Source organism: Streptomyces sp. NPDC057438, assembly GCF_042802995.1.
GTDB lineage: Bacteria > Actinomycetota > Actinomycetes > Streptomycetales > Streptomycetaceae > Streptomyces.
In genome coordinates this window covers 71,111-92,923 of sequence record NZ_JBHVDD010000009.1, presented here as the reverse complement: position 1 = coordinate 92,923, position 21,813 = coordinate 71,111, and the positions used below count along the sequence as shown (strand labels likewise).

Sequence of the window (21,813 nt, the reverse complement as noted above, 5' to 3'; positions counted from 1 at the left end):
GGCAGCGCCCCGTCAGGGGCGCGGGGAACCGCGCGCGCAACCACGACGCTCCCGCACCCCGGATCGCACGGCACGCCCTCGGCGCTACCGGATCGGCATCCCCGACAGCGTCCGGGCGATCACCAGGCGCTGGATCTCACTCGTGCCCTCGAAGATCGTGTAGATGGCGCTGTCCCTGTGCATCCGCTCGACGGGGTACTCACGGGTGTAACCGTTGCCGCCGAGGATCTGCAGCGCCTGCGCCGTCACCTTCTTCGCCGTCTCGCTCGCGAACAGCTTCGACTGCGACCCCTCGGCCGCCGTGAACGGCCTGCCGTTGATCGCCATCCAGGACGCCCGCCACACCAGCAGCCGCGCCGCGTCCACGGACGTGCGCATGTCCGCGAGCTGGAAGGCGACGCCCTGGTTGTCGATGATGGGCCGACCGAACTGCTCACGGGTCTTGGCGTAGTCGAGGGCGACCTCGTACGCGGCACGGGCGGTGCCCACCGCCATGGCGCCCACGGCCGGACGCGACGCCTCGAACGTGGCCATCGCCGCGTTCTTCACGCGCTCCCCGCCGGCCTTCGCCCGCTCGCGGGCCCGCGCCAGTCGCTCGTCGAGCTTCTCCTTGCCGCCGAGGAGGCAGGACCCGGGGACGCGCACGTTCTCCAGGACGACCTCGGCGGTGTGGGAGGCACGGATGCCGTGCTTCTTGAACTTCTGGCCCTGCGAGAGACCGGGCGTGTTCGGCGGGACGATGAAGGACGCGTGGCCCTTGGAGCCGAGATCCGCGTCGACCACGGCGACGACGACGTGGACGTTGGCGATGCCGCCGTTGGTCGCCCAGGTCTTGGTGCCGTTGAGGACCCACTCGTCCTTGGCCTCGTCGTACACGGCACGGGTGCGCATGGACGCCACGTCGGAACCGGCGTCGGGCTCGGAGGAGCAGAACGCGGCGACCTTGACATCGTTGGCGTCACCGTACATCTGGGGGATCCAGGTGCCGATCTGCTCCTCGGTGCCGTTGGCGAGGACGCCCACGGCGGCGAGGCCGGTGCCGACGATGGACAGGGCGATGCCCGCGTCTCCCCAGAACAGTTCCTCCATGGCCATCGGGATGCCGAGGCCGGTGGGGTCGAAGTACTGCTGGGCGTAGAAGTCGAGGGAGTAGATACCGACCTTGGCGGCCTCCTGGATCACCGGCCAGGGGGTCTCCTCGCGCTCGTCCCACTCGGCGGCCGCGGGGCGGATCACATCGGCGGCGAACCCGTGGAGCCAGTCGCGGACCTCTCGCTGTTCCTCGTTGAGTTCCATGGTGAACTCGGCCATGACGCGCCTCCAGCACTGCACTAAGATGTTACCTGCGGTAACTGGAGTCTGTTACCGGTCGGTAGGAAAAGTCAACTCCCGCGTCGGGGTCGGTAGCCCGTTCGATCGGGTCGTGCCAATCAGTGTTAGTTTGCGCAGGACGTCACCGTCATCAGCATGTGGGGGAGAGACTCATGGACACCACGCAGCGGACCGACCAGGAGCGGTCCGCCGACCGGCGTCGGCGCGAGCTGCTGGAGGCCGCGGACAGGGTGGTGCTCCGCGACGGCCCGGGAGCGTCGATGAACGCCATCGCCGCCGAGGCCGGGATCACGAAGCCGATCCTCTACCGCCACTTCGGCGACAAGGGCGGACTCTACGCCGCTCTCGCCCAGCGCCACACCGACGCCCTCCTCGACTCCCTGCGGGCCGCGCTCGACGCCCCGGCCGAGCGGCGGGAGCGGGTCGAGGCGACCCTCGACACCTATCTGACGGCCATCGAGGCCCGTCCCCAGGTGTACCGCTTCCTCATGCACCCCGCCGAGGCCGGGCAGCCGGGCGACCAGCCCGGTGACCAGGGCTTCGACGTCGGCAAGCACTCCGCCCCGCTCCTGCGCCGCATGGGCGAGGAACTCGGCAAGGTGATAGAGGACCGCCTCGACCTCGGGCCGGACAGCCACCGGCTCGCCCGCGTCTGGGGCCACGGCATCGTCGGCATGATGCACGCGGCGGGCGACTGGTGGCTCGGGGAACGCCCCTGCACCCGGGCGGAGTTGGTCCGCAGCCTCGCCGACCTGCTGTGGGGCCGTCTGGCGGCCGCGGGCGACAAGGTCGGCGGCCCGGGTTTCTAGAGGCCCCACTTCTCGGCCCGGCTGGTGGACGCGCCCCGTCGGGGGCGCGGGGCTGTATCGCAATGCGGCTCCGCCGCGTGGGCGCGACCGGCCACGACGAACCGGCACCCGCCGAGGACTCACGGCCCCCACGGCGCTCGGGCGGCCTTCCGCATCACCCGGGAACGCCGCCATCCCGACAGCCGGTCCACGTACACCCGGCCCTCCAGGTGATCGCACTCGTGCTGCAGGCACCGTGCGAAGAACCCGCTCCCCCACACCCGCACCCGGTCCCCGTCCACCGTGAACCCCTCCACGACGGCCTCGTCGTACCGCTCCACGCCCGCCTCCAGGCCGGGCAGGGACAGACAGCCCTCGGGCCCCCGCAGTACGATCCCCTCGGTCGAGACGAGCCGGGGATTCACGACATGACCCAGATGCCGTACGTCCTCGTCGTCCGGACAGTCGTATACGAACACCCGAAGCGCCCGGCCCACCTGGTTCGCGGCGAGACCCACACCCCGCGCGTCGTACATCGTCGCGAACATATCCTCCACAAGGCGCGCCAGTTCGGGCCCGAACTCCGTCACCTCTTCACAGGGCGCCTGCAGTACGGGGTCCCCGAGCAGTGTCATGGGGAGAACGCGCCCTCGGGCGCCGGGAATCGAGCCGCTTCGCATGGTCGCAAGGGTACGTTCGGACCGATATCGCCGGTCCGGGCGGTGCTCACGGTCCGGTCGAGATTCGGGCGCGTGAGTGGATCTCGATAGGCTTCGGTCCACACGTTGCCGGGACAGGGCGCGGCGCTGTACGCAAGGAGGATCGAGAACTGATGGCAGGCAACTCGGACCCGCTCACGCCGCGGGCCAAGCTGGCCGTGACGGCGGGCAAGGCGGTCGCGGCGGCATCTCGTGCCGCGGGACGCGGTAGCGGATCTGTGATCGGCGGCCGGGTGGCACTGAAACTCGACCCCGACCTCCTCGCGCGGCTCGCGCAGAGCCTGGACGTCGTCCTGGTCTCGGCCACGAACGGCAAGACCACCACGACCCGGCTGATCGCCGAGGCACTGCGGGCCGCGGGCCCGGTCGTCTCGAACGCGCTCGGCGCCAACATGCCCGCGGGCATCACCTCGGCCCTCGCCGGGAACTCGGACGCGAAGTTCGCGGTCATCGAGGTCGACGAGAAGTACCTGGCCGGTGTGGCGCGGGACACCGACCCCAAGTGCATCGCGCTGCTCAACCTCTCCCGCGACCAGCTCGACCGCGCCGCCGAGACCCGCATGATGGCGGAGGCGTGGCGGGAGGGCCTGGCCGGCACGAAGGCCGTGGTCGTGGCCAACTGCGACGACCCGCTGATCGTGTGGGCGGCCTCGTCGTCCCCGAACGTGATCTGGGTCGCGGTCGGCCAGATGTGGAAGGACGACGCATGGTCCTGCCCGTCCTGCGGCGGTGTGATGCAGCGGCCCGGCGACGACTGGTTCTGCGGCGAGTGCGGTTTCCGCCGCCCGACGCCGAGCTGGGCGCTCTCCGGCGACCACGTCCTGGACCCGCACGGCTCGGCCTGGCCGATCCACCTGCAGCTCCCGGGCCGCGCCAACAAGGCCAACGCCGCCTCCTCGGCCGCCACGGCCGCCGTCTTCGGTGTGCCCCCGCAGGTTGCCCTGGAACGCATGTACCAGGTCCAGGCGGTCGCCGGACGGTACGACGTGGTGCAGTTCATGCAGCGTGATCTGCGGCTGCTGCTCGCCAAGAACCCGGCGGGCTGGCTGGAGACGTTCTCGCTGATCGACCCGCCGCCGTCGCCGGTGATCCTGTCGGTGAACGCGCGCGGCGCCGACGGCACCGACACCTCCTGGCTGTGGGACGTCGACTACACCCGGCTGACCGGCCATCCGATCTTCGTGCTCGGTGACCGCAAGCTGGACCTGGCGGTGCGGCTGGAGGTCGCCAACCAGCACTTCCAGGTCTGCGACACCCTCGACCAGGCGGTGCAGATGTGCCCGCCCGGCCGGATCGAGGTCATCGCGAACTACACCGCGTTCCAGGACCTGCGCCGCCGCGTGGGCAACTGAGCACGCAACGACGAACGACGCCAACGACTCCGAGGGGCACCGACTTTCATGAGCGACAACAGTCTGCGGGTCGTCTGGGTCTACCCGGACCTGCTCAGTACCTACGGCGACCAGGGCAACGTCCTCGTCGTCGAGCGCCGGGCGCGGCAGCGCGGCCTGGACGTGGCCCGGCTGGACGTGCGCAGCGACCAGCCGATCCCGACCTCCGGCGACATCTACCTGATCGGCGGCGGCGAGGACCGTCCGCAGCGGCTCGCCGCCGAGCGGCTGCGCCGGGACCGGCACCTGTACCAGGCGATCGACAACGGTGCGATCGTCTTCGCGGTCTGCGCCGGCTACCAGATCCTCGGTCACGAGTTCGTCAACGATCTCGGTCAGCGCGAGCCGGGCCTCGGTCTGCTCGACGTGACCACGACCCGCGGCGAGGGCGAGCGGTGTGTCGGCGACGTCCTCGCGGACATCGACCCGCGCCTCGGTCTGCCCCAGCTGACCGGGTTCGAGAACCACCAGGGCGTCACCCACCTCGGCCCCACCGCCCGCCCGTTCGCGAACGTGCGGCTCGGCAGGGGCAACGGCACGGGCGACGGTACGGAGGGCGCGTACAACGACACCGTGTTCGGCACGTACATGCACGGGCCGGTGCTGGCCCGGAACCCGCAGATCGCGGATCTGCTGCTGAAGCTGGCGCTGGACGTGAACGCGCTGCCGCCGACCGACGACCGCTGGTTCGAGGCGCTGCGCGACGAACGCATCTCCTCGGCCCAGCAGCAGCCCGCCTGACGCACGGTTCGGCAGGGTGCCGGGGCGCCTGAGAAACGGTTCCTCAGTGCCCGGACGAAAGCCCGTCCGACAGTGCCCCCGCTCATGTGTGAAAGCCCGTCTGACCAGGGCTCCGCTCACCTGTGCGGGGGCGTCCAGCAGGCGGACGCCCGCTACGGCCGGGGCCCCCGCCGCCGGTAGGGTGGCGGGGATTCCGGCCGGACAGCGTGGTCCGGTTCCCGGCCCACGTCGAGAAGGTATTCGGGCTATGCGCATTGGTGTCCTCACGTCCGGCGGCGACTGTCCCGGACTGAACGCCGTCATCAGGTCCGTCGTGCACCGCGCCGTCGTCGACCACGGCGACGAGGTCATCGGCTTCCGGGACGGCTGGAAAGGTCTGCTGGAGTGCGACTACCTCAAGCTCGACCTGGACGCGGTGGCCGGCATCCTGGCCCGCGGCGGCACGATCCTCGGCTCCTCCCGGGTCCAGCCCTCGCACCTGCGGGACGGTGTGGCGCGGGCGAAGAGTCATGTCGAGGAACTCGGTCTCGACGCGATCATCCCCATCGGCGGTGAGGGCACGCTCAAGGCGGCCCGGCTGATGTCGGACAGCGGCCTGCCCGTCGTGGGGGTGCCGAAGACCATCGACAACGACATCGCGGTCACGGACGTCACCTTCGGCTTCGACACGGCCGTCGGTGTCGCCACGGAGGCCCTGGACCGGCTGAAGACCACCGCCGAGTCCCACCAGCGGGTCCTCGTCGTGGAGGTCATGGGCCGCCACACCGGCTGGATCGCCCTCCACTCCGGCATGGCGGCCGGCGCACACGCCATCGTCGTACCGGAACGGCCCTTCGACATCGACGAGCTGACCGCGAAGGTCGCCGAGCGGTTCTCGGCGGGCAAGCGGTTCGCGATCGTCGTCGCGGCGGAGGGCGCGAAGCCGAAGGCCGGGTCCATGGACTTCGACGAGGGCGGCAAGGACATCTACGGGCACGAGCGCTTCGCCGGGATCGCGCGGCAGCTCTCGGTCGAGCTGGAGCAGCGCCTCGGCAAGGAGGCGCGGCCGGTGATCCTCGGCCATGTGCAGCGGGGCGGCACCCCGACGGCGTACGACCGGGTGCTGGCGACGCGGTTCGGCTGGCACGCGGTGGAGGCCGTGCACCGGGGCGAGTTCGGGAACATGACCGCGCTGCGGGGCACCGACATCGTGATGGTGCCGCTCGCCAAGGCCGTGGAGACGCTGAAGACGGTGCCGGACGAGCGGTACGCCGAGGCGGAGTGCGTGCTCTAGGGGGCCGATGAGGGCTCAGGAGTGAGGTCCGCCCCCGGTCGTGATCGCGACCGGGGGCGGTTCTAGTCTGGGGGCGGACAGGACAGCACAACCCCCCACGAAGCAGGAGCCGGCGGATGGACCACAGCGGGCACGGTACGGGGCTCTTGCCCTTCACCCTGGGGCGGGGACTCGCGTGGTCGGCCGACCCGTTCTTCCTCGTCGCCTGCCTGGCGGGGCTGGCCCTCTACGGCTGGGGCGTCGTGCGGCTCATGCGCCGCGGGGACAAGTGGCCGGTGGGGCGGACCGTCGCGTTCACCGCGGGCGTGCTGCTGGTGCTCCTGGTGACGTGCACCGGGCTCAACGACTATGGCATGGTCATGTTCAGCGTGCACATGGTCCAGCACATGGTCGTCAGCATGGTGGCGCCGATCATGCTGCTGCTCGGGGCACCGGTCACGCTGGCGCTGCGGGCGCTGCCGGTGGCGGGCAGGGGCCGCAAGGGGCCGCGTGAGCTGCTGCTGATGTTCCTGCACAGCTGGTACATGAAGATCGTCACGCACCCGGCGTTCACGATCCCGATGTTCATCGCGAGCCTCTACGGGCTGTACTTCACCCCGGTCTTCGACTTCCTGATGGGGTCGACGCCCGGGCACATCGTGATGATGACCCACTTCCTGCTGGTGGGCCTGTTCTTCTTCTGGCCGATCATGGGCGTGGACCCGGGCCCGCACCGGCCGGGCTATCTGATGCGGATGCTGGAACTGTTCGCCGGCATGCCGTTCCACGCGTTCTTCGGCATCGCGCTGATGATGGCGTCCGCCCCGATGGTGAGGACGTACGAGAACCCGCCCGCCTCCCTCGGCATCGACGCGCTCGCCGACCAGAACGCGGCCGGCGGCATCGCCTGGGCGTTCAGCGAGATCCCCTCGGTGCTCGTGCTGCTCGCGCTGCTGTTCCAGTGGTACGGCTCCGAGCAGCGCCAGGCCCGGCGCGCGGACCGGGCGGCAGACCGTGACGGCGACAAGGAACTCGAGGCGTACAACGCCTATCTCGCCTCACTCGACGCACGCGGTCGCTGAGCCCTAATCCCCTTCGGGGTCTCATTCCTCTGTTCGATCCCGGGACGCGCTTCTCCTCAATTCCCCTTGACCAAAAGGCTTTTGCCTTCAGTAGCATGATGCGTGCGCCCCGCTTCCACCCTGCGGGGCGACAGGGAAACCGCCGGGGGAGCGGTCATGACAATTCACGTGTGCCCACGAACGTATTTACGAAAGGCCGGGAAATCGACCGCCCGGAGGTTGGCCGCCCTGCTGTGCGGCGCGATACTCCTCAGCGGGTGCGGTGACCCGGCCTCCTCGCTGCTCGCGGTCAAGGCGGTGGCCGCGGGCGTCGCTTCCCTCGCCCCCTTCTTCGACGAGGGCGAACGGCTCGGCCGGGACGAGCCCCGGCTGACGCCCCTGAAGCCGCACAGCGGTCTGCAGCAGGGCAACGCGCCCGGTCTCTACGGGGGCACACAGGAGCCCAAGGTCTGCGATGTGCGCAAGCTGGAGGATTTCCTCACCGCCCCCGGGAACAAGAAAAAGGCTCAGGAATGGGCCCGCGTGACCGGGGTGAAGGCCGACGCCGACGGCATCGGACGTTATCTCGACGTACTCACTCCCGTTCTCCTGCGCCACGACACCCTCGTGAAGAACCACGACTACAAGAAGGGAAAGGCTGTTCCCTTCGACGCGTTGCTGGAGGCCGGTATCGCGGTTCTGGTCGACGACCAGGGTCTGCCCGCGGTGAAGTGCAGCTGCGGAAATCCGCTGCGTGCTTTCGACGCGGACCCCGGACGCATCGACGTGGAGTTCCCGGACGACAAGGAGTGGAAGGGCTACGACGAGTCAGCCGTGGTCGTCGTCGAACCCGCGCCCGAGCAACTGAAGGAGATCAAGCTCGTCGACGTCCAGGACCCGGGCCGGGGCATCGGCCGGGCGGTCGGCACCACGGGTGAGTCCGACAGGACGTTCGACGCGCGGGCACGGCAGGCCGTACCGGTCGTACGGGGAATGACCTTCGGTGAGGCGAGCGCGGCCATGGCTGACAGGGGCCTGGCGGTGACGGTCGCCGGGGACGAGCTGCCGGTGGACGACGCGCCGGTGACGGGGTCCAGTCCCGGACCGGGCACCGAGCTGGAGTTCGGCGCCGCGGTGGCACTGCGGGTGGAGCGGCCGGGCGGAACGCCGGAGGAGAGCACCGGGGAGGAACCGGGGTCCGGGCCGGGCTCGTCGGGTTCGGGTTCGGGTTCCACGAGGCTCGGGCCCACCGAGCCGTCGGAGGGGGGCGGCTCCCCGACCGACGGGGCTCCGTCGGAGAGCGGCTCGACGCCGACGGACGGGAACACGACACCGGCGGGCGGGGGCTCCGTCCCTCAGGACACCGGATCCTCGGACACCGGACCGTCGGGGGGTGGGACGTCGGGCGGTGGGACGTCGGGAACCGGCCCGTCAGGCACCGGACCGTCGAACACCGGACCCTCGGACGGTGGAGCGCCCAGCGGCAGCGCGTCGGGCGGCGGGACCACGAGTGGCGGGGCGGCAGGTGGCGGAGCGGCGCCCACCGTGTCGGTCGCTCCCCCGTCGACGGGCGGCACATCGCTGGTGCCGTCGCCTGCCGAATCCTCCGAGGAGCCTGCTTCGCAGCCCGATCCCCCACCGAGCCCGTCCGTACCCGCCTCGGCGTCCGGCCTGTCCGCGTCGGGCAGAACGCCGCCCCCTCCCGCATCCGAGACCTCCCCTGATCCCGCGCCGCCGGAGGAGACGGCCCTGCCCGCCGACAAGCCGGCGGCGACGGGCGATCCGGAACCGGCCGACGGCTCCCCGACCGACCCGCCAGGCGTTACGAGCTACCCGGGCCTCCCCGTCGAGGACCCGGCTCAGTTGCCCGTACGGATCTGAACCCCGGGAGTGACCGATGCAGTCAGAAGCACCGCAGTCGGGGGTCGGCCGGGTCATCGCCGACCGGTACGACCTGCTGCGCCGGCTGGGCAGCGGCGGCATGGGCCACGTCTGGCTGGCATACGACCGTCGGCTGGACTGCGAGGTGGCGCTCAAGGAGGTCGTGTTCGGCAGTGCGGACGAGGCCGAGCGGGAGCGGACGGTCCGGGTGGCCCGCGCCCGCGCGGAGGCCCGGCACGCCGCCGGGCTGCGCGCCCACCCGAACGTGGTCACCGTGCACGACGTCCTGGAACACGACGCGCTGCCGTGGATCGTCATGGAGTACCTGCCGGACGCCCTCGACCTCAGGGCGCTCGTCGACCGGCACGGCGCCCTCGCGCCCGCCGAGTGCGCCCGGATCGGACTGGCCGTGCTGGACGCGCTGACCGCCGGCCACCAGCGCGGCATCATGCACCGGGACGTCAAGCCGGCCAACATCCTGCTCGCCCCGGACCGCGCCGGAACGCCGTACGGGCGCGTCCTCCTCACGGACTACGGCATCTCCGTCCAGCCCGACGCCCAGGAGACACGGCACACGCGGTCGCACGTCCTGGTCGGCACCGCCGGGTACCTCGCGCCCGAGCGGGCGCAGGGCGGGCCGCCGACCGCCGCGTCCGACCTGTTCTCGCTGGGCTGCACGCTCTACCGAGCCGTCGAGGGGCACGGGCCCTTCGACCGCGCCTCCGACATCGCGGCGCTGACCGCCATCGTGCTGGACGAGCCGCGTCCCATGGAGCGGGCCGGTGCGCTGGAGGCGGTGCTGACCGCCATGCTCACCAAGGATCCCGCGCACCGGATCACCGCAGCCGGGGCCGAGGCCGCGCTCACCGCGATCGCCTCACCCCGGGCCCGTCCCCGCACCGGCACCGGCCGGCAACCACGGTGGGCGGACACACGCCCACCGGCCGAACCGGGGGCCCCCGCCGTCCCCCCGGCCGCGCCGGAGACGCCGTGGCACGCGGCGTCGGACGGATCCGGCGGGCAGGACGTCTGGTCCCCGGCGGAGCACCGGTCGTCCGGGAGCCCGGGTCCCGTCCGTCCCCCACGGGCCACGGGTGCGGGCCGCGGTGCCGGCGAGCGGTCGCGCCGGCACCAGGGCCGGGCCCTTCTCGCGGGCCTGGCCACCGCGCTCGGGCTGGCCCTGGTGGTCGCCGGGGCGTGGCAGGCCGCGAAGAACCTGAGGGAACTCCCCGGTGCGCCGGGCGGCAGCGGCGACACCCTGAGCACCGTGCTGCCGTACGGGCGGGCCGTGGGGCTCGTCGAACCGCTGAGGGACGGCGACTGCGTGGACGTCACCTGGGCCGGCACGCCCTTCGAGGACGCCGCCCGGCTGCGGCTGGTGCCCGCGTGCGCGGGGCGCGCGATGGACGGCCAGGTGATGGCCTCCTACGAGGCGTCGTCCGCCGAGGACGCCCGGGCGGGCGGCGCCGCCCGGTGCGAGCAGCTCACGGTGGAGGCCCGCGAGAAACTCGTGGACGTCCGTGCCTTCGCCGTCCTGCCCACCACCGACGGCTTCGACGCCGCCGGGCACCGGGTCGCCTGTCTGCTGCTCGGCGAGCGCAGGCCGGTCTACGGGCCGATCGGCGCGTACCGGACGGTGGGTGACACGGTGCTGGTCGACGTGGCCACCCTGCAGAAGCAGGACTGTCTCGACCCGATCTCCAGCAACCGGATCCGGCTGGTCTCCTGCCACGACCGCCACCGCCAGAAGGTCCTCGGCTTCTACGAGATGAGCCCCGGGACCACCTATGACATGGCGCAGGACCAGGCTCTCGCCGCCTGTGTGCGGCATCTGCCGCCGCGGCAGTACGGCCATGAGCCCGGCGTCACCGCGTCCGGCTTCTGGATCAGCGAGGACGGCTGGAAAAAAGGCGCACATTTTGTCGTCTGCACTGTCATTTCCGGTAGTGGGGGCACCATGGAGGGAGAAGAAGCCTGACGAAGGGTGTTGCGATGCCCGGTTCGACGAAGACCATGGGGGTGCTCACCGTCGGTGGGCTGGTCGCGGTGACGGCCTACTCGGTGGCGCTCGGCAGCAATGGCTGGCTGTGGTTCGGGTGGGTCTTCCTGGGCCTGCTGACGCTGGGGATGGTGGCGTCACGCACCTGAGGCTCACGCGCCGTGATCCTCAGGGCCGGGGGATTCCCCCGTCCGGGTGTACGCCCGGCTGGAATTTGGGCAGCCGGGCGGTGATCTTCATGCCCGCGCCGACCGCGGTCTCTATGACGAGGCCGTGGTCGTCGCCGTAGACCTGGCGCAGCCGCTCGTCGACGTTGCTGAGGCCGATGCCGCCCGAGGGGCTGGCGTCGCCCGCGAGGATGCGACGGAGTACCTCGGGGTCCATGCCGACGCCGTCGTCCTCGATGACGACGAGTGCCTCGGCTCCCGCGTCCTGGGCGGTGATGCTGATGTGACTCTTGCCCGCGGCAGCCACGGTCCTGCCCTCCAGACCGTGCTTCACCGCGTTCTCCACGAGCGGCTGGAGGCAGAGGAAGGGCAGGGTGACCGGCAGGACCTCGGGGGCTATCTGGAGCGTGACCGAGAGCCGGTCGCCGAAGCGGGCCCGCACCAGTGCCAAGTAGTGGTCGATGGCGTGGAGCTCCTCGGCGAGGGTGGTGAAGTCGCCGTGTCTGCGGAACGAGTAGCGGGTGAAGTCGGCGAACTCCAGCAGGAGTTCACGGGCACGCTCGGGGTCGGTGCGGACGAACGAGGCGATCACGGCGAGTGAGTTGAAGATGAAGTGCGGGGAGATCTGGGCGCGCAGGGCCTTGATCTCGGCCTCTATCAGGCGGGTGCGGGACTGGTCGAGGTCGGCCAGTTCGAGCTGGACGGAGACCCAGCGGGCCACCTCGCCCGCCGCCCGGACGAGCACGGCGGACTCGCGCGGCGCGCAGGCGACGAGTGCCCCGTGGACACGGTCGTCGACCGTGAGGGGGGCGACGACCGCCCAGCGCACCGGGCAGTCGAGGATGTCGCAGGTCAGCGGGAACGCCTCGCCCCGGCCGGTCTCCAGGGGGCCCGCCAGCCTGCCCATGATCTCGGCACGGTGATGTTCGGCCACGCCCTCCCAGGCGAGGACCGACTCGTGATCGGTGAGGCAGAGCGCGTCCGTGCCGAGCAGGGTGCGCAGCCGCTTGGCGGATCTTCGGGCGGTCTCCTCGGTGAGGCCGGCCCGCAGCGGGGGCGCGGCGAGGGTGGCGGTGTGCAGGGTCTGGAAGGTGGCGTGTTCGACGGGTGTGCCGAGTCCGCCGAGGCTGTTGCGCGGGCGGGCCGTACGGCGGCCGAGCCAGAACCCGGCGGCGAGCAGGGGAAGCAGGGCCACGCAGAACCCCGCGAGGAATCCGGTCACTTCAGCGCTCATCGCTCACCTCCTGCATGTGGTAGACCGCTCACCGCCCGTGGGTTCCCCTCCACCGCTCCCTTGCCCCGGACAAGGCGCGCCCCAGCCCTCCGGGCCCTCAGCGGCGCCACAGTTCGATCTCCTTGGTCGCCGCCCGGGTCCGCCCGCCGACGAGTTCCTCCGGGAGGTGGAAGCGCGCCAGGATCGCCGGTGTCTCCGCCGGGATCCTGCCGGGGGTGGCCAGGGACACCAGGACCATCGTGAGGAAGCCGAGCGGGACGGACCAGAGGGCGGGCCAGGCCAGCAGGGCGTGGAGGGTGCCGGTGCCCGGATATCCGGCCATGGTCGCGGCGACCGCGAGGAGCGCCGCGCCGCCGCCGACGAGCATGCCCGCGGCGGCCCCCGGCGGAGTCAGGCGCCGCCACCAGATGCCGAGGACGAGCAGCGGGCAGAAGGAGGAGGCGGACACCGCGAAGGCGAGGCCGACCGCGTCGGCGACGGGCAGTCCGCCGACCAGGCCGCTCGCCGCGAGCGGCACGGCCATGGCGAGGACCGTGCCGAGCCGGAAGTGCCGGACGCCGCGTGCCGGCAGGACGTCCTGGGTGAGCACTCCGGCGACCGCCATGGTCAGGCCCGAGGCGGTGGACAGGAACGCGGCGAAGGCGCCGCCCGCGACCAGTGCGCCGAGGAGGTCGCCGCCGAGGCCGCCGATCATGCGGTCCGGGAGCAGGAGGACGGCCGCGTCGGCGTCGCCGGTCAGGGTGAGGTCGGGGGCGTAGAGCCGGCCGAGGGCCCCGTAGATCGGGGGGAGCAGGTAGAAGACGCCGATCATGGCGAGGACGACGACCGTGGTGCGGCGGGCGGCGACGCCGTGCGGGCTGGTGTAGAAGCGGACGACGACGTGCGGCAGTCCCATGGTGCCGAGGAAGGTGGCGAGGATCAGTCCGTAGGTGGCGTACAGGGGGCGCTCCTCGCGGCCGGCGGCGAGGGAGGTGGACATGCCGCCGTTGGTGCCGCGGTCGGCGACGGGGACGGTGTCGCCCTCGCTGAAGGTCAGCCGGGTGCCCCGGTCGATGCGGTGGGTGCCGGCGGGCAGGTCCACGCGCCGGTCGTCGTGGCGGCGGCCGTCGATCGTGCCGGAGGCGGTGACGGTGAGCGGGCCGGCGAGCTTCAGGTCGAGGGTCTCGTCGACGCGGACGACGCGCTGTTCGCGGAACTCGGCCGGTTCGTCGAAGGCGTGCCGTGGGGCGCCGTCGGCCTGCCAGGCGAGGACGAGGAAGATCGCGGGGACGAGCAGGGCGGTGAGTTTGAGCCAGTACTGGAAGGCCTGGACGAAGGTGATGCTGCGCATGCCGCCCGCGGCGACGGTGGCGGAGACCACGACGGCGACGATGACGCCGCCGAGCCACGCGGGCGCGTCGGTGAGCACGCTCAGCGTCAGTCCTGCGCCCTGCAGTTGGGGCAGCAGATAGAGCCAGCCCACGCCGACGACGAAGGCCCCCGCGAGCCGTCGCACCGTCTTGGAGGCGAGCCGGGCCTCGGCGAAGTCCGGCAGCGTGTAGGCGCCGGAGCGGCGCAGCGGGGCGGCGACGAACAGCAGCAGGACGAGGTAGCCGGCGGTGTAGCCGACCGGGTACCAGAGCATGTCGGGGCCCTGGACGAGGACGAGGCCGGCGATACCGAGGAAGGAGGCGGCGGAGAGGTACTCGCCGCTGATCGCGGCCGCGTTGAGACGCGGGCCGACGGTGCGGGAGGCGACGTAGAAGTCGGAGGTGGTACGGGAGATCCGCAGGCCGAAGGCGCCGACGAAGACGGTCGCCACGACGACGAGGGCGACCGCGGGGACGGCGTAGTTCTCGTTCATGCCTTGCTTCCGGTCTCCTCGTTCATGCCTTGCTTCCGGTCTCCTCGTTCATGCCTTGCTTCCGGTCTCCTCGTTCATGCCTTGCTTCCGGTCTCCGCGTTCACGGGTTCACTGCCTGCGTCGCCACGGCTTCCACCGCGCTCCTCGGCGGTTTCGGTGTGTCCGTCGGCCGTCCTCAGCGGTCCTCGACGAGCCGGACGAGGTCCTGTTCGTTGCGTTCGGCGCGGCGTACGTGCCAGAGCGCGAGGAGGACCAGCGGCGGGTAGACACCGAAGCCGAGGAGTGCCCACTCCAGTCCCGCACCGTCCGGCATCGCGGCGAAGACCAGGGGCAGCGGGGCGACCAGCAGGACGAGGACCGCGAAGACGGCCAGCGCGGCGCGGAGCTGGCTGCGCATGAGGGAGCGGACGTAGGTGTGGCCGAGGGTGGTCTGTTCGTCGATCTCGGTGCGGGGGCGGTGGTGGCCCGAGCCGCGGCGGGTGCGGCGGGGCACGCCGGTGACGACGACACGGCGTTCGGCGGGGTCGTGGGGCATGGCGGCTCCTCAGCCCGTGGTCCGGCGCATCAGCAGATCGCGCAGCTCGCGTGCGTGGCGGCGGCTGACCTGGAGTTCCACGGGGCCGACGAGGACGCTCACCGTGCCCGCGTCCAGGCGGAGTTCGCCGACGTGCCGCAGGGCGACGAGATGGCGGCGGTGGATGCGGACGAACCCGCGGGCGCGCCAGCGCTCCTCGAGGGTGGACAGGGGGATGCGGACGAGGTGGCTGCCCTGGGGGGTGTGGAGCCGGGCGTAGTCGCCCTGGGCCTCGACGTGCGTGATGTCGGCGACCGCGACGAAGCGGGTGACACCGCCGAGTTCGACGGGTATCTCGTCGGGATCGGGTTCGTGGACGGGGATCGGCGGGGCCGTGGCGGTCGCCGTGTCGCGGAGCTGGGCGGCCCGGCGTATCGCCTCGGCGAGACGCTCCCGGCGGACGGGCTTGAGGACGTAGTCGACGGCCTTGAGGTCGAAGGCCTGCACGGCGAAGCCCTCGTGCGCGGTGACGAAGACGACGAGCGGGGGCCGGGCGAAGCCGGTGAGGAGGCGGGCGAGGTCGAGGCCGTCGAGCCCGGCCATGTGGATGTCGAGGAAGACGACGTCGATCGCCTCCGGCCCGTGGGGCCCGGACTCCAGGGCGCGGTTGATGCGCCGCAGCGCCTCGGTGGCGTCGCTCGCGCCCTCGGCGCTGCCGACCCGTGGATCCGCGTTCAGCAGGTACAGCAGCTCCTCCAGGGAGGGTTTCTCGTCATCGACGGCGAGCGCGCGCAGCATGAACGTGGAGTGTAGGAGTATTTCGTACGCCTGCACACGGGCGCGCGCCGAGCCCTTCACCCCGGGGGCCGCGGGGCCCCTCCCTGGATACAGTGCCCGCATGAGCAGCAAGTCCGCGGCGTTCGACGAACTCGACCGCAAGATCATCACGGCGTTGATGGCGAACGCGAGGACCAGCTTCGCCGAGATCGGCTCGGCCATCGGTCTTTCGGCCACCGCGGTGAAGCGGCGGGTGGACCGGCTGCGCGAGACCGGAGTGATCACCGGGTTCACGGCGACCGTGCAGCCGGCGGCGCTCGGCTGGCGCACGGAGGCGTACGTGGAGGTGTACTGCGAGGGCGCGGCGCCGCCCCGGCGGCTCGCGGAGGTCGTGCGCAACCATCCGGAGATCACGGCGGCGATGACGGTGACCGGTGGCGCGGACGCGCTGCTGCACGTCCGGGCGATAGACGTGGAGCACTTCGAGGAGGTGCTGGAGCGGATCCGCACCGAGCCGTTCATCCGGAAGACGATCAGCTACATGGTGCTGTCGCACCTGCTGCCGGAGGCTCCGGAGGCCGGGGCCACCCAGGACGCAGCGAACGTGCGCTGAGCCGGATCGACACGCAGCATTACTGCGCGAACACGCAACGTTCGTTTCTTGTCGTGCGCCTGGCCTGATTCTTACCGTGGTGTCATCCCCGTCGACACCCGTCAGGAAGCGGAGAAACCCTCTGTGCCCGACAGCCGTGTGCCGCGCCCTCGGCGCTTTCTCGTCTGCGAACCCAGACACTTCGCCGTGCAGTACTCGATCAACCCCTGGATGCATCCGGACACCCCCGTGGACGTCGATCTGGCCCAGGACCAGTGGCGGGAGCTGATCCACGCCTACCGCACCCTCGGCCACACCGTGGAGACCGTGGAGCCGGTGGCGGCGCTGCCCGACATGGTGTTCGCGGCCAACTGTGCGCTCGTCCTCGGCGGCCGGGTCCTCGGCTCGCTGTTCCACGCGCCCGAGCGGCGCCCCGAGTCCACCGCGTACGACGCCTGGTTCGAGAGTGCCGGGTACGACGTGCTGCGCTCCGAGTCGGTGTGCGAAGGAGAGGGCGATCTGGTGCCGACCGGCCGCTATCTGCTCGCCGGGACCGGCTTCCGCACCACCCGCGAGGCCCATCGCCAGGCGCAGGAGTTCTTCGGCGTCCCGGTGATCAGTCTGCAGCTCGTGGACCCGCGCTTCTACCATCTGGACACCGCGCTGTTCGTCCTCGACGACGGGAGCGACGGCTCGGGAGGGAACATCGCGTACTACCCGGAGGCGTTCTCCCCCGGCAGCCGTGCCGTCCTCGCCCGGCTCTACCCGGACGCGGTGATCGCGACCCGTGAGGACGCCATGGCGTTCGGCCTGAACTCGGTCTCCGACGGCCGCCACGTCTTCATCTCGCCCCGCGCCAAGGACCTGGCCGACCGGCTCACCCGGCTGGGCTATGTTCCCGTCCCCGTCGACCTGTCGGAGTTCCAGAAGGCCGGCGGCGGCATCAAGTGCGTCACGCAGGAGATTCGCCCATGACCCGGGAGACCCGCCGCCCGGTTCGTGCGATCCGCCCCCTGACCGATGGAGGTCCGCTCATGACCGCTCCCGCCCGCACGCGCTCGTCGGCCGACCTCATCCGCGCCGAGGAGCCCGTCCTCGCGCACAACTACCACCCGCTGCCCGTGGTCGTGGCCCGTGCCGAGGGCACCTGGGTGGAGGACGTCGAGGGCCGCCGCTATCTGGACATGCTGGCCGGCTATTCCGCCCTCAACTTCGGCCACCGCCACCCGGCACTGATCGAGGCCGCGCACCGCCAGCTCGACACGCTCACCCTCACCTCGCGGGCCTTCCACCACGACCGGCTGGCCGAGTTCGCCACGTCCCTGGCCGAGCTGACCGGCCTGGACATGGTGCTGCCGATGAACACGGGCGCCGAGGCCGTGGAGAGCGCGATCAAGGTGGCCCGCAAGTGGGCGTACGAGGTGAAGGGCGTCCCCGCCGACCGGGCCACGATCGTCGTCGCCGCCGACAACTTCCACGGCCGTACGACGACCATCGTCAGCTTCTCGACAGACCCGGTGGCCCGTGACGGCTTCGGTCCCTTCACACCCGGCTTCCGTGTGGTCCCGTACAACGACCTCGCCGCGCTGGAGGCGGCGATCGACGAGACGACGGCCGCGGTGCTGATCGAGCCCATCCAGGGCGAGGCGGGCGTACTCATCCCCGACGACGGTTATCTGCGCGGGGTCCGCGAGCTGACCCGCCGCACCGGCTGCCTCTTCGTCGCGGACGAGATCCAGTCGGGCCTCGGCCGCACCGGCCGTACGCTCGCCGTCGAGCACGAGGACGTCCTGCCCGACGCCGTACTGCTCGGCAAGGCGCTCGGCGGCGGCATCGTGCCCGTGTCGGCGGTGGTGGCCCGCCGGGAGGTGCTGTCGGTGCTGCGTCCGGGCGAGCACGGCTCGACGTTCGGCGGCAACCCCCTCGCGGCGGCGGTAGGTTCGGCCGTGGTCGACCTGCTGCGCACCGGGGAGTTCCAGCACCGGGCCGCCGAACTGGGCGGGGTCCTGCGGGAGGGGCTCACGGAGCTGGTCGGCCGGGGCGTGGTCGGCTTCCAGGCGCGCGGACTGTGGGCGGGTGTCGACGTCGACCCCGCGATCGGCACGGGCCGCGAGATCAGCCGGCGCCTCATGACGGCGGGCATCCTCGTCAAGGACACCCACGGCTCGACCATCCGTCTGGCCCCGCCCCTGACCATCACGGCCGCGGAACTGCGGTCCGCGCTGGGGACGTTGGGGGAGGTCCTGGAGGAGGGCTCCTGACGAGGGCCACCCCGGGGGACCCCCGAGCCCGGACCCGCTGGCGGGACCGGGCCGGGGCCGGGGCACCCGCACGGGGCAGGGAGGCCGCCGTCGACTTGCCGTCGAGGGCCGGGCGTACAGGCTGAGGAGAGCCCCGTCGCCTCCCTGGAGGACACACGCCATGGCGACGGTCCGCAAGAACGACGGTGAGCCGCAGACGCTCGAAGTCTTCGAGATCGACCTCGACGAAGGAGACTGGCAGGCGTTGCGGCCCGACCCGGAGCGGTACTTCCGGGAGCTGCTGGAGCCCGAGTACAAGGTCAACGGCATCTTCGTCGACACCCGGAACTTCGGCCGTCCGGCGCGGGGCGAGCCCGGCGGCGGCGAGTTCCGTCCGGCTCGTGCGCATCAGCGGTGGCCCGTTCGACTCGTGCTACGTCTGGCCCGAGCACCAGATGTGGCGTGCCGGGACACCGGGTCCCGGCCGGGGTCAGGCGGCGCGGTGGGGCCGCAGCAGGAACAGGGCGATGTCGTCGGTGTGCCGGCCGGTGGGGCGAATGTGGCGTACCAGGCTGTCCACGAGCTGGTGGAGCGGGAGGTCGCCGGCCCGGCCGAGGTGGTGGGCGAGGCTCGCGATGGTCCGGCTCATGTCGGTGCCGGGGTCCTCCACGAGGCCGTCCGTGTAGAGGGCGAGCAGGGTCTCCGGGGCCAGGGACAGCGTGGTGAGCGGATAGACGGGGGTGCCGACCCCGATGCCGAGCGGGGGGCCGGGGCGGATGTCCACCGGATGGCTCCGCTTGTCGGGGTGCCGCACCAGCGGGGGCGGGTGTCCGGCACTGGCGAGGGTGACCTGGCGGCGGCCGAGGTCGAGGTGGGCGTAGAGGCAGGAGACGAAACGGCTGGCGTTGAGGTCGGCCAGATCCCGGTCGGTGCGGGCGAGGACCTGGTCGGGAGCGGCTCCGGCCGTGGCGTGGGAGTGCACGGCCATCCGTACCTGGCCCATGAGGGCGGCCGCCGTGATGTCGTGGCCCTGCACGTCTCCGATGACCGCCGCGGCCGTGGTGTCGGTGAGGCGGATGAGGTCGTAGAAGTCGCCGCCGATGTCCATGCCGTGGCTGGCGGGCAGATACCGCGCCGCCACGTCGAGCCCGGTCACGGTGGGCAGGGCGTGGGGCAGCAGGGTCTGCTGGAGGGCGTGCGCGAGGTTGTGCTTGGCGTCGTAGAGGCGTGCGCGGTCCAGGGCCTGGGCGATGAGCCCGGCGAGGGGCGTGAGGATCGAGCGCTCGCCGGCGGTGAAGGCGTGCGGCTCGTTGTAGGCGAGGAGGAGACAGCCGATGGGGCGCCCGGAGCTGAGCAGCGGCAGGAAGGCCCACGCGTGCTTGTCGGTGATCTGCGGGGCTCGGGGATAGAAGCGGGACAGTTCGCCGCGGTCGGCGAAGAACGAGGAGGCGCCGAAGGTCAGGGCGCGGCCGGCGGGGGTCAGATCGGCGTCCGTGGGCATGCCGTCGAACTGCTCGATGACGGCGGGGTCGTAGCCGCGGTGTCCGATGATCTGGATACGGCCTGCGTCGGCGGTGGACATGATCATGCCGTGGGCGCCGAAGGCAGGCAGGATCCGCTCGGCGACCAGGTCGACGACGTCCTGCACACCGAGGGTGTCGGTCAGCGCGGCGGCCAGGGCCATCAGCAGGTGGATGCGGCTGTGCGACGGGGCCCCGGTGAGCGCGGGCTGTGCGTCGGCCGGCCCGGGGACGGGCTCGGGGGCGGGCGTGGGCCGCGCGCCGAGGGGCCTGGACGCGGGGTCGGGGGAGATGAGAACGCTGGTGCCGCTGTCGTCCGTGTGCAGGCGGAGGTCGAGCCGCTGGTCGGGAGGGCGCACCACGGTCAGGGCGACCGGCTCGCGGCTGCTCATGGCGGTGCGGTACGCGTCCATGTACGCGATGTCGTCGAGCCAGGTCAGTGACTGCCACGGCTGGGTTCCCAGCAGGTGTTCCGCCGGTCTGCCCAGCAGGTCGGCGGCTGCGGCGTTGACGTAGGCGACGCATCCTCCCAGGTCGAGGGCGAGGGTGCCGATCGGGAGACGTTCCACCATCTCGGCCGCGGCGCGACCGGACTGCGGGACGGGAGCGTGCCGGGACGGACGGACGAAGCGGGGCCGGTCGGGGATGGCCGGCGGACGGGCCTCCGCGTCCAGCACACGGGCGATACGGCGGGCGCTGAAGGCGATGTTCCCGCGCTCACGGCGGCTGAGCCGGGGGGAACGTCCGGGTGCCCACATCAGCAGCAGCGCGCCCCGGCCGTGCCGGATCTCGCCGAGGGGGTGGACCGCGAACGCGAGCTGGTAGGGGATGCCCGCCGCGACGCGCGGATAGCAGCGGGCCAGTTCCTCCAGGGAACTGACCCAGACGAGCCGTTCGTTGCGGATCGCGTCCTGGCTCGGTCCGTGCACGGAGAAGGGGGCCCGCCACCACGGCGCGAAGGCGTCGACCGGTACGCCGCACAGCGCGATCAGCCCCAGCGTGGTTTCCGCCGGATCCAGCAGGTACACGCCGCCGGAGCGGGCACCGGTACGGCGCACCGCCGCCGCCAGGCTCTCACCCAACGGATCGGCCGCACCCGGACTCCCACCGGACCCGGTCATACGGCGCAGCACCTGACGCCCATATCCAGACGCTAAGCCAGCACGCGGGTGACGGCATGTGGATCAGGAGCACGGTTCGTCCGGCGCGACACTCCCCCGCCGGCGGACGGCCGGGGGTGCCGCGCACGGCTCCGGTGAGGCGGTGGCCGGCGGAGCACACTGGATCACGCCGAATCCGCCGTGCCTCCGCCCGGCCGCGGCCACCGCCGCAACGGCCCTCGGTCTCCCCTCCAGCGCCTCACCGCGCCTCGGCTCCGGGCCGGCCGCCCCCGCCCCCGCCCCGGCACCGCTGCCGGAACCCATGGCCCGCCGGTGTCGCTCCGCTGTTCGACACCGGCCGGCGCACCGCACAGCCCCCTCCGCCGCCCACACGGTTCGGCCAGAAGTCCGCGCGAGGTGACGTAGGCGCCTCCGGGTGCTCCCGGTGACACGGCACGGCGGGCTACGATCAACTGTCGACACGCGGGACGAGGCCCACCAGCGCACATGCGCCTGACGCACCGTCAGCGACGTCAGCGAGGAGTCAGCGTGAGCACGATCGGACCCGGCCGCGGACGGGCCCTGCCCACAAGGGGATCGCGAGCGCGCATGGCTTCCGTGACCTGGCGGAACACGTCCACAGAGTCGATCGGGTAGCGCGA

Annotated in this window: 18 protein-coding genes; 11 read left to right on the top strand and 7 right to left on the bottom strand. The window is 71.9% G+C overall.

Going from position 1 to position 21,813, the window contains the following annotated elements:
- Positions 1–84: 84 nt before the first annotated feature.
- Positions 85–1,311: an acyl-CoA dehydrogenase family protein gene (locus ACFU5F_RS08280; protein ID WP_383883708.1), complete on the bottom strand. Its 1,227-nt coding sequence runs from the start codon at positions 1,309–1,311 to the stop codon at positions 85–87.
- Positions 1,312–1,484: 173 nt separating this feature from the next.
- Here ACFU5F_RS08280 and ACFU5F_RS08275 point away from each other — a divergent pair, with 173 nt between their 5' ends.
- Positions 1,485–2,141 (top strand): TetR family transcriptional regulator, encoded by a 657-nt coding sequence (locus ACFU5F_RS08275; protein WP_383883705.1) that lies wholly within the window; start codon positions 1,485–1,487, stop codon positions 2,139–2,141.
- A gap of 119 nt (positions 2,142–2,260) precedes the next feature.
- Here the strand turns inward: ACFU5F_RS08275 and def are convergent, their stop codons facing one another.
- Positions 2,261–2,800, bottom strand: coding sequence for a peptide deformylase (gene def / locus ACFU5F_RS08270; protein WP_383883702.1), 540 nt, complete (start codon positions 2,798–2,800; stop codon positions 2,261–2,263).
- 152 nt (positions 2,801–2,952) lie between these two features.
- Between def and ACFU5F_RS08265 the strand changes: the two genes are divergently transcribed.
- The 7 genes from ACFU5F_RS08265 (at position 2,953) to ACFU5F_RS08235 (ending at position 11,313) form a co-directional block, all read left to right on the top strand.
- Positions 2,953–4,191, top strand: coding sequence for a MurT ligase domain-containing protein (locus ACFU5F_RS08265; protein WP_005475362.1), 1,239 nt, complete (start codon positions 2,953–2,955; stop codon positions 4,189–4,191).
- A 48-nt stretch (positions 4,192–4,239) separates the two neighbouring features.
- On the top strand, positions 4,240–4,971 hold the full coding sequence (locus tag ACFU5F_RS08260) for a glutamine amidotransferase (protein ID WP_319364879.1): 732 nt from the start codon (positions 4,240–4,242) through the stop codon (positions 4,969–4,971).
- Positions 4,972–5,218: 247 nt separating this feature from the next.
- Positions 5,219–6,244 (top strand): 6-phosphofructokinase, encoded by a 1,026-nt coding sequence (locus tag ACFU5F_RS08255; RefSeq protein WP_383883699.1) that lies wholly within the window; start codon positions 5,219–5,221, stop codon positions 6,242–6,244.
- Between the two features lie 116 nt (positions 6,245–6,360).
- A complete protein-coding gene (locus ACFU5F_RS08250; RefSeq protein WP_383883696.1) occupies positions 6,361–7,305 on the top strand; it encodes a cytochrome c oxidase assembly protein in 945 nt (314 codons plus the stop codon).
- A gap of 219 nt (positions 7,306–7,524) precedes the next feature.
- A complete protein-coding gene (locus ACFU5F_RS08245; RefSeq protein ID WP_383883693.1) occupies positions 7,525–9,165 on the top strand; it encodes a DUF6777 domain-containing protein in 1,641 nt (546 codons plus the stop codon).
- A gap of 16 nt (positions 9,166–9,181) precedes the next feature.
- Positions 9,182–11,143, top strand: a complete 1,962-nt coding sequence (locus tag ACFU5F_RS08240; protein WP_383883690.1) for a protein kinase — start codon at positions 9,182–9,184, stop codon at positions 11,141–11,143.
- A gap of 14 nt (positions 11,144–11,157) precedes the next feature.
- A complete protein-coding gene (locus ACFU5F_RS08235; RefSeq protein WP_013005270.1) occupies positions 11,158–11,313 on the top strand; it encodes a hypothetical protein in 156 nt (51 codons plus the stop codon).
- Between the two features lie 19 nt (positions 11,314–11,332).
- On the opposite strand, the gene ACFU5F_RS08230 is transcribed toward ACFU5F_RS08235, so the two are convergent.
- The 4 genes from ACFU5F_RS08230 to ACFU5F_RS08215 form a co-directional block, all read right to left on the bottom strand.
- Complete coding sequence (locus ACFU5F_RS08230; RefSeq protein WP_383883833.1) at positions 11,333–12,553, bottom strand: sensor histidine kinase; 1,221 nt, start codon at positions 12,551–12,553, stop codon at positions 11,333–11,335.
- A gap of 109 nt (positions 12,554–12,662) precedes the next feature.
- Positions 12,663–14,408, bottom strand: coding sequence for a cation acetate symporter (locus ACFU5F_RS08225; RefSeq protein ID WP_383883688.1), 1,746 nt, complete (start codon positions 14,406–14,408; stop codon positions 12,663–12,665).
- A 175-nt stretch (positions 14,409–14,583) separates the two neighbouring features.
- The gene (locus ACFU5F_RS08220; RefSeq protein WP_383883685.1) at positions 14,584–14,943 is read right to left on the bottom strand and encodes a hypothetical protein; all 360 of its coding nucleotides are present in this window, start codon (positions 14,941–14,943) and stop codon (positions 14,584–14,586) included.
- A gap of 9 nt (positions 14,944–14,952) precedes the next feature.
- Complete coding sequence (locus ACFU5F_RS08215) at positions 14,953–15,720, bottom strand: LytR/AlgR family response regulator transcription factor (protein ID WP_383883683.1); 768 nt, start codon at positions 15,718–15,720, stop codon at positions 14,953–14,955.
- Between the two features lie 100 nt (positions 15,721–15,820).
- Between ACFU5F_RS08215 and ACFU5F_RS08210 the strand changes: the two genes are divergently transcribed.
- The 3 genes from ACFU5F_RS08210 (at position 15,821) to rocD (ending at position 18,552) form a co-directional block, all read left to right on the top strand.
- Positions 15,821–16,312, top strand: coding sequence for an Lrp/AsnC family transcriptional regulator (locus tag ACFU5F_RS08210; RefSeq protein ID WP_383883680.1), 492 nt, complete (start codon positions 15,821–15,823; stop codon positions 16,310–16,312).
- A 123-nt stretch (positions 16,313–16,435) separates the two neighbouring features.
- Complete coding sequence (gene ddaH / locus ACFU5F_RS08205) at positions 16,436–17,266, top strand: dimethylargininase (protein ID WP_383883677.1); 831 nt, start codon at positions 16,436–16,438, stop codon at positions 17,264–17,266.
- 59 nt (positions 17,267–17,325) lie between these two features.
- Entirely contained in the window at positions 17,326–18,552 is a 1,227-nt protein-coding gene (gene rocD / locus ACFU5F_RS08200; protein WP_383883675.1) for an ornithine--oxo-acid transaminase, read from the top strand.
- 469 nt (positions 18,553–19,021) lie between these two features.
- Here the strand turns inward: rocD and ACFU5F_RS08195 are convergent, their stop codons facing one another.
- Positions 19,022–21,172 carry a SpoIIE family protein phosphatase gene (locus ACFU5F_RS08195; RefSeq protein WP_383883672.1) on the bottom strand — a complete coding sequence of 717 codons (2,151 nt, stop codon included), beginning with the start codon at positions 21,170–21,172 and terminating at the stop codon, positions 19,022–19,024.
- Positions 21,173–21,813 lie beyond the last annotated feature (641 nt).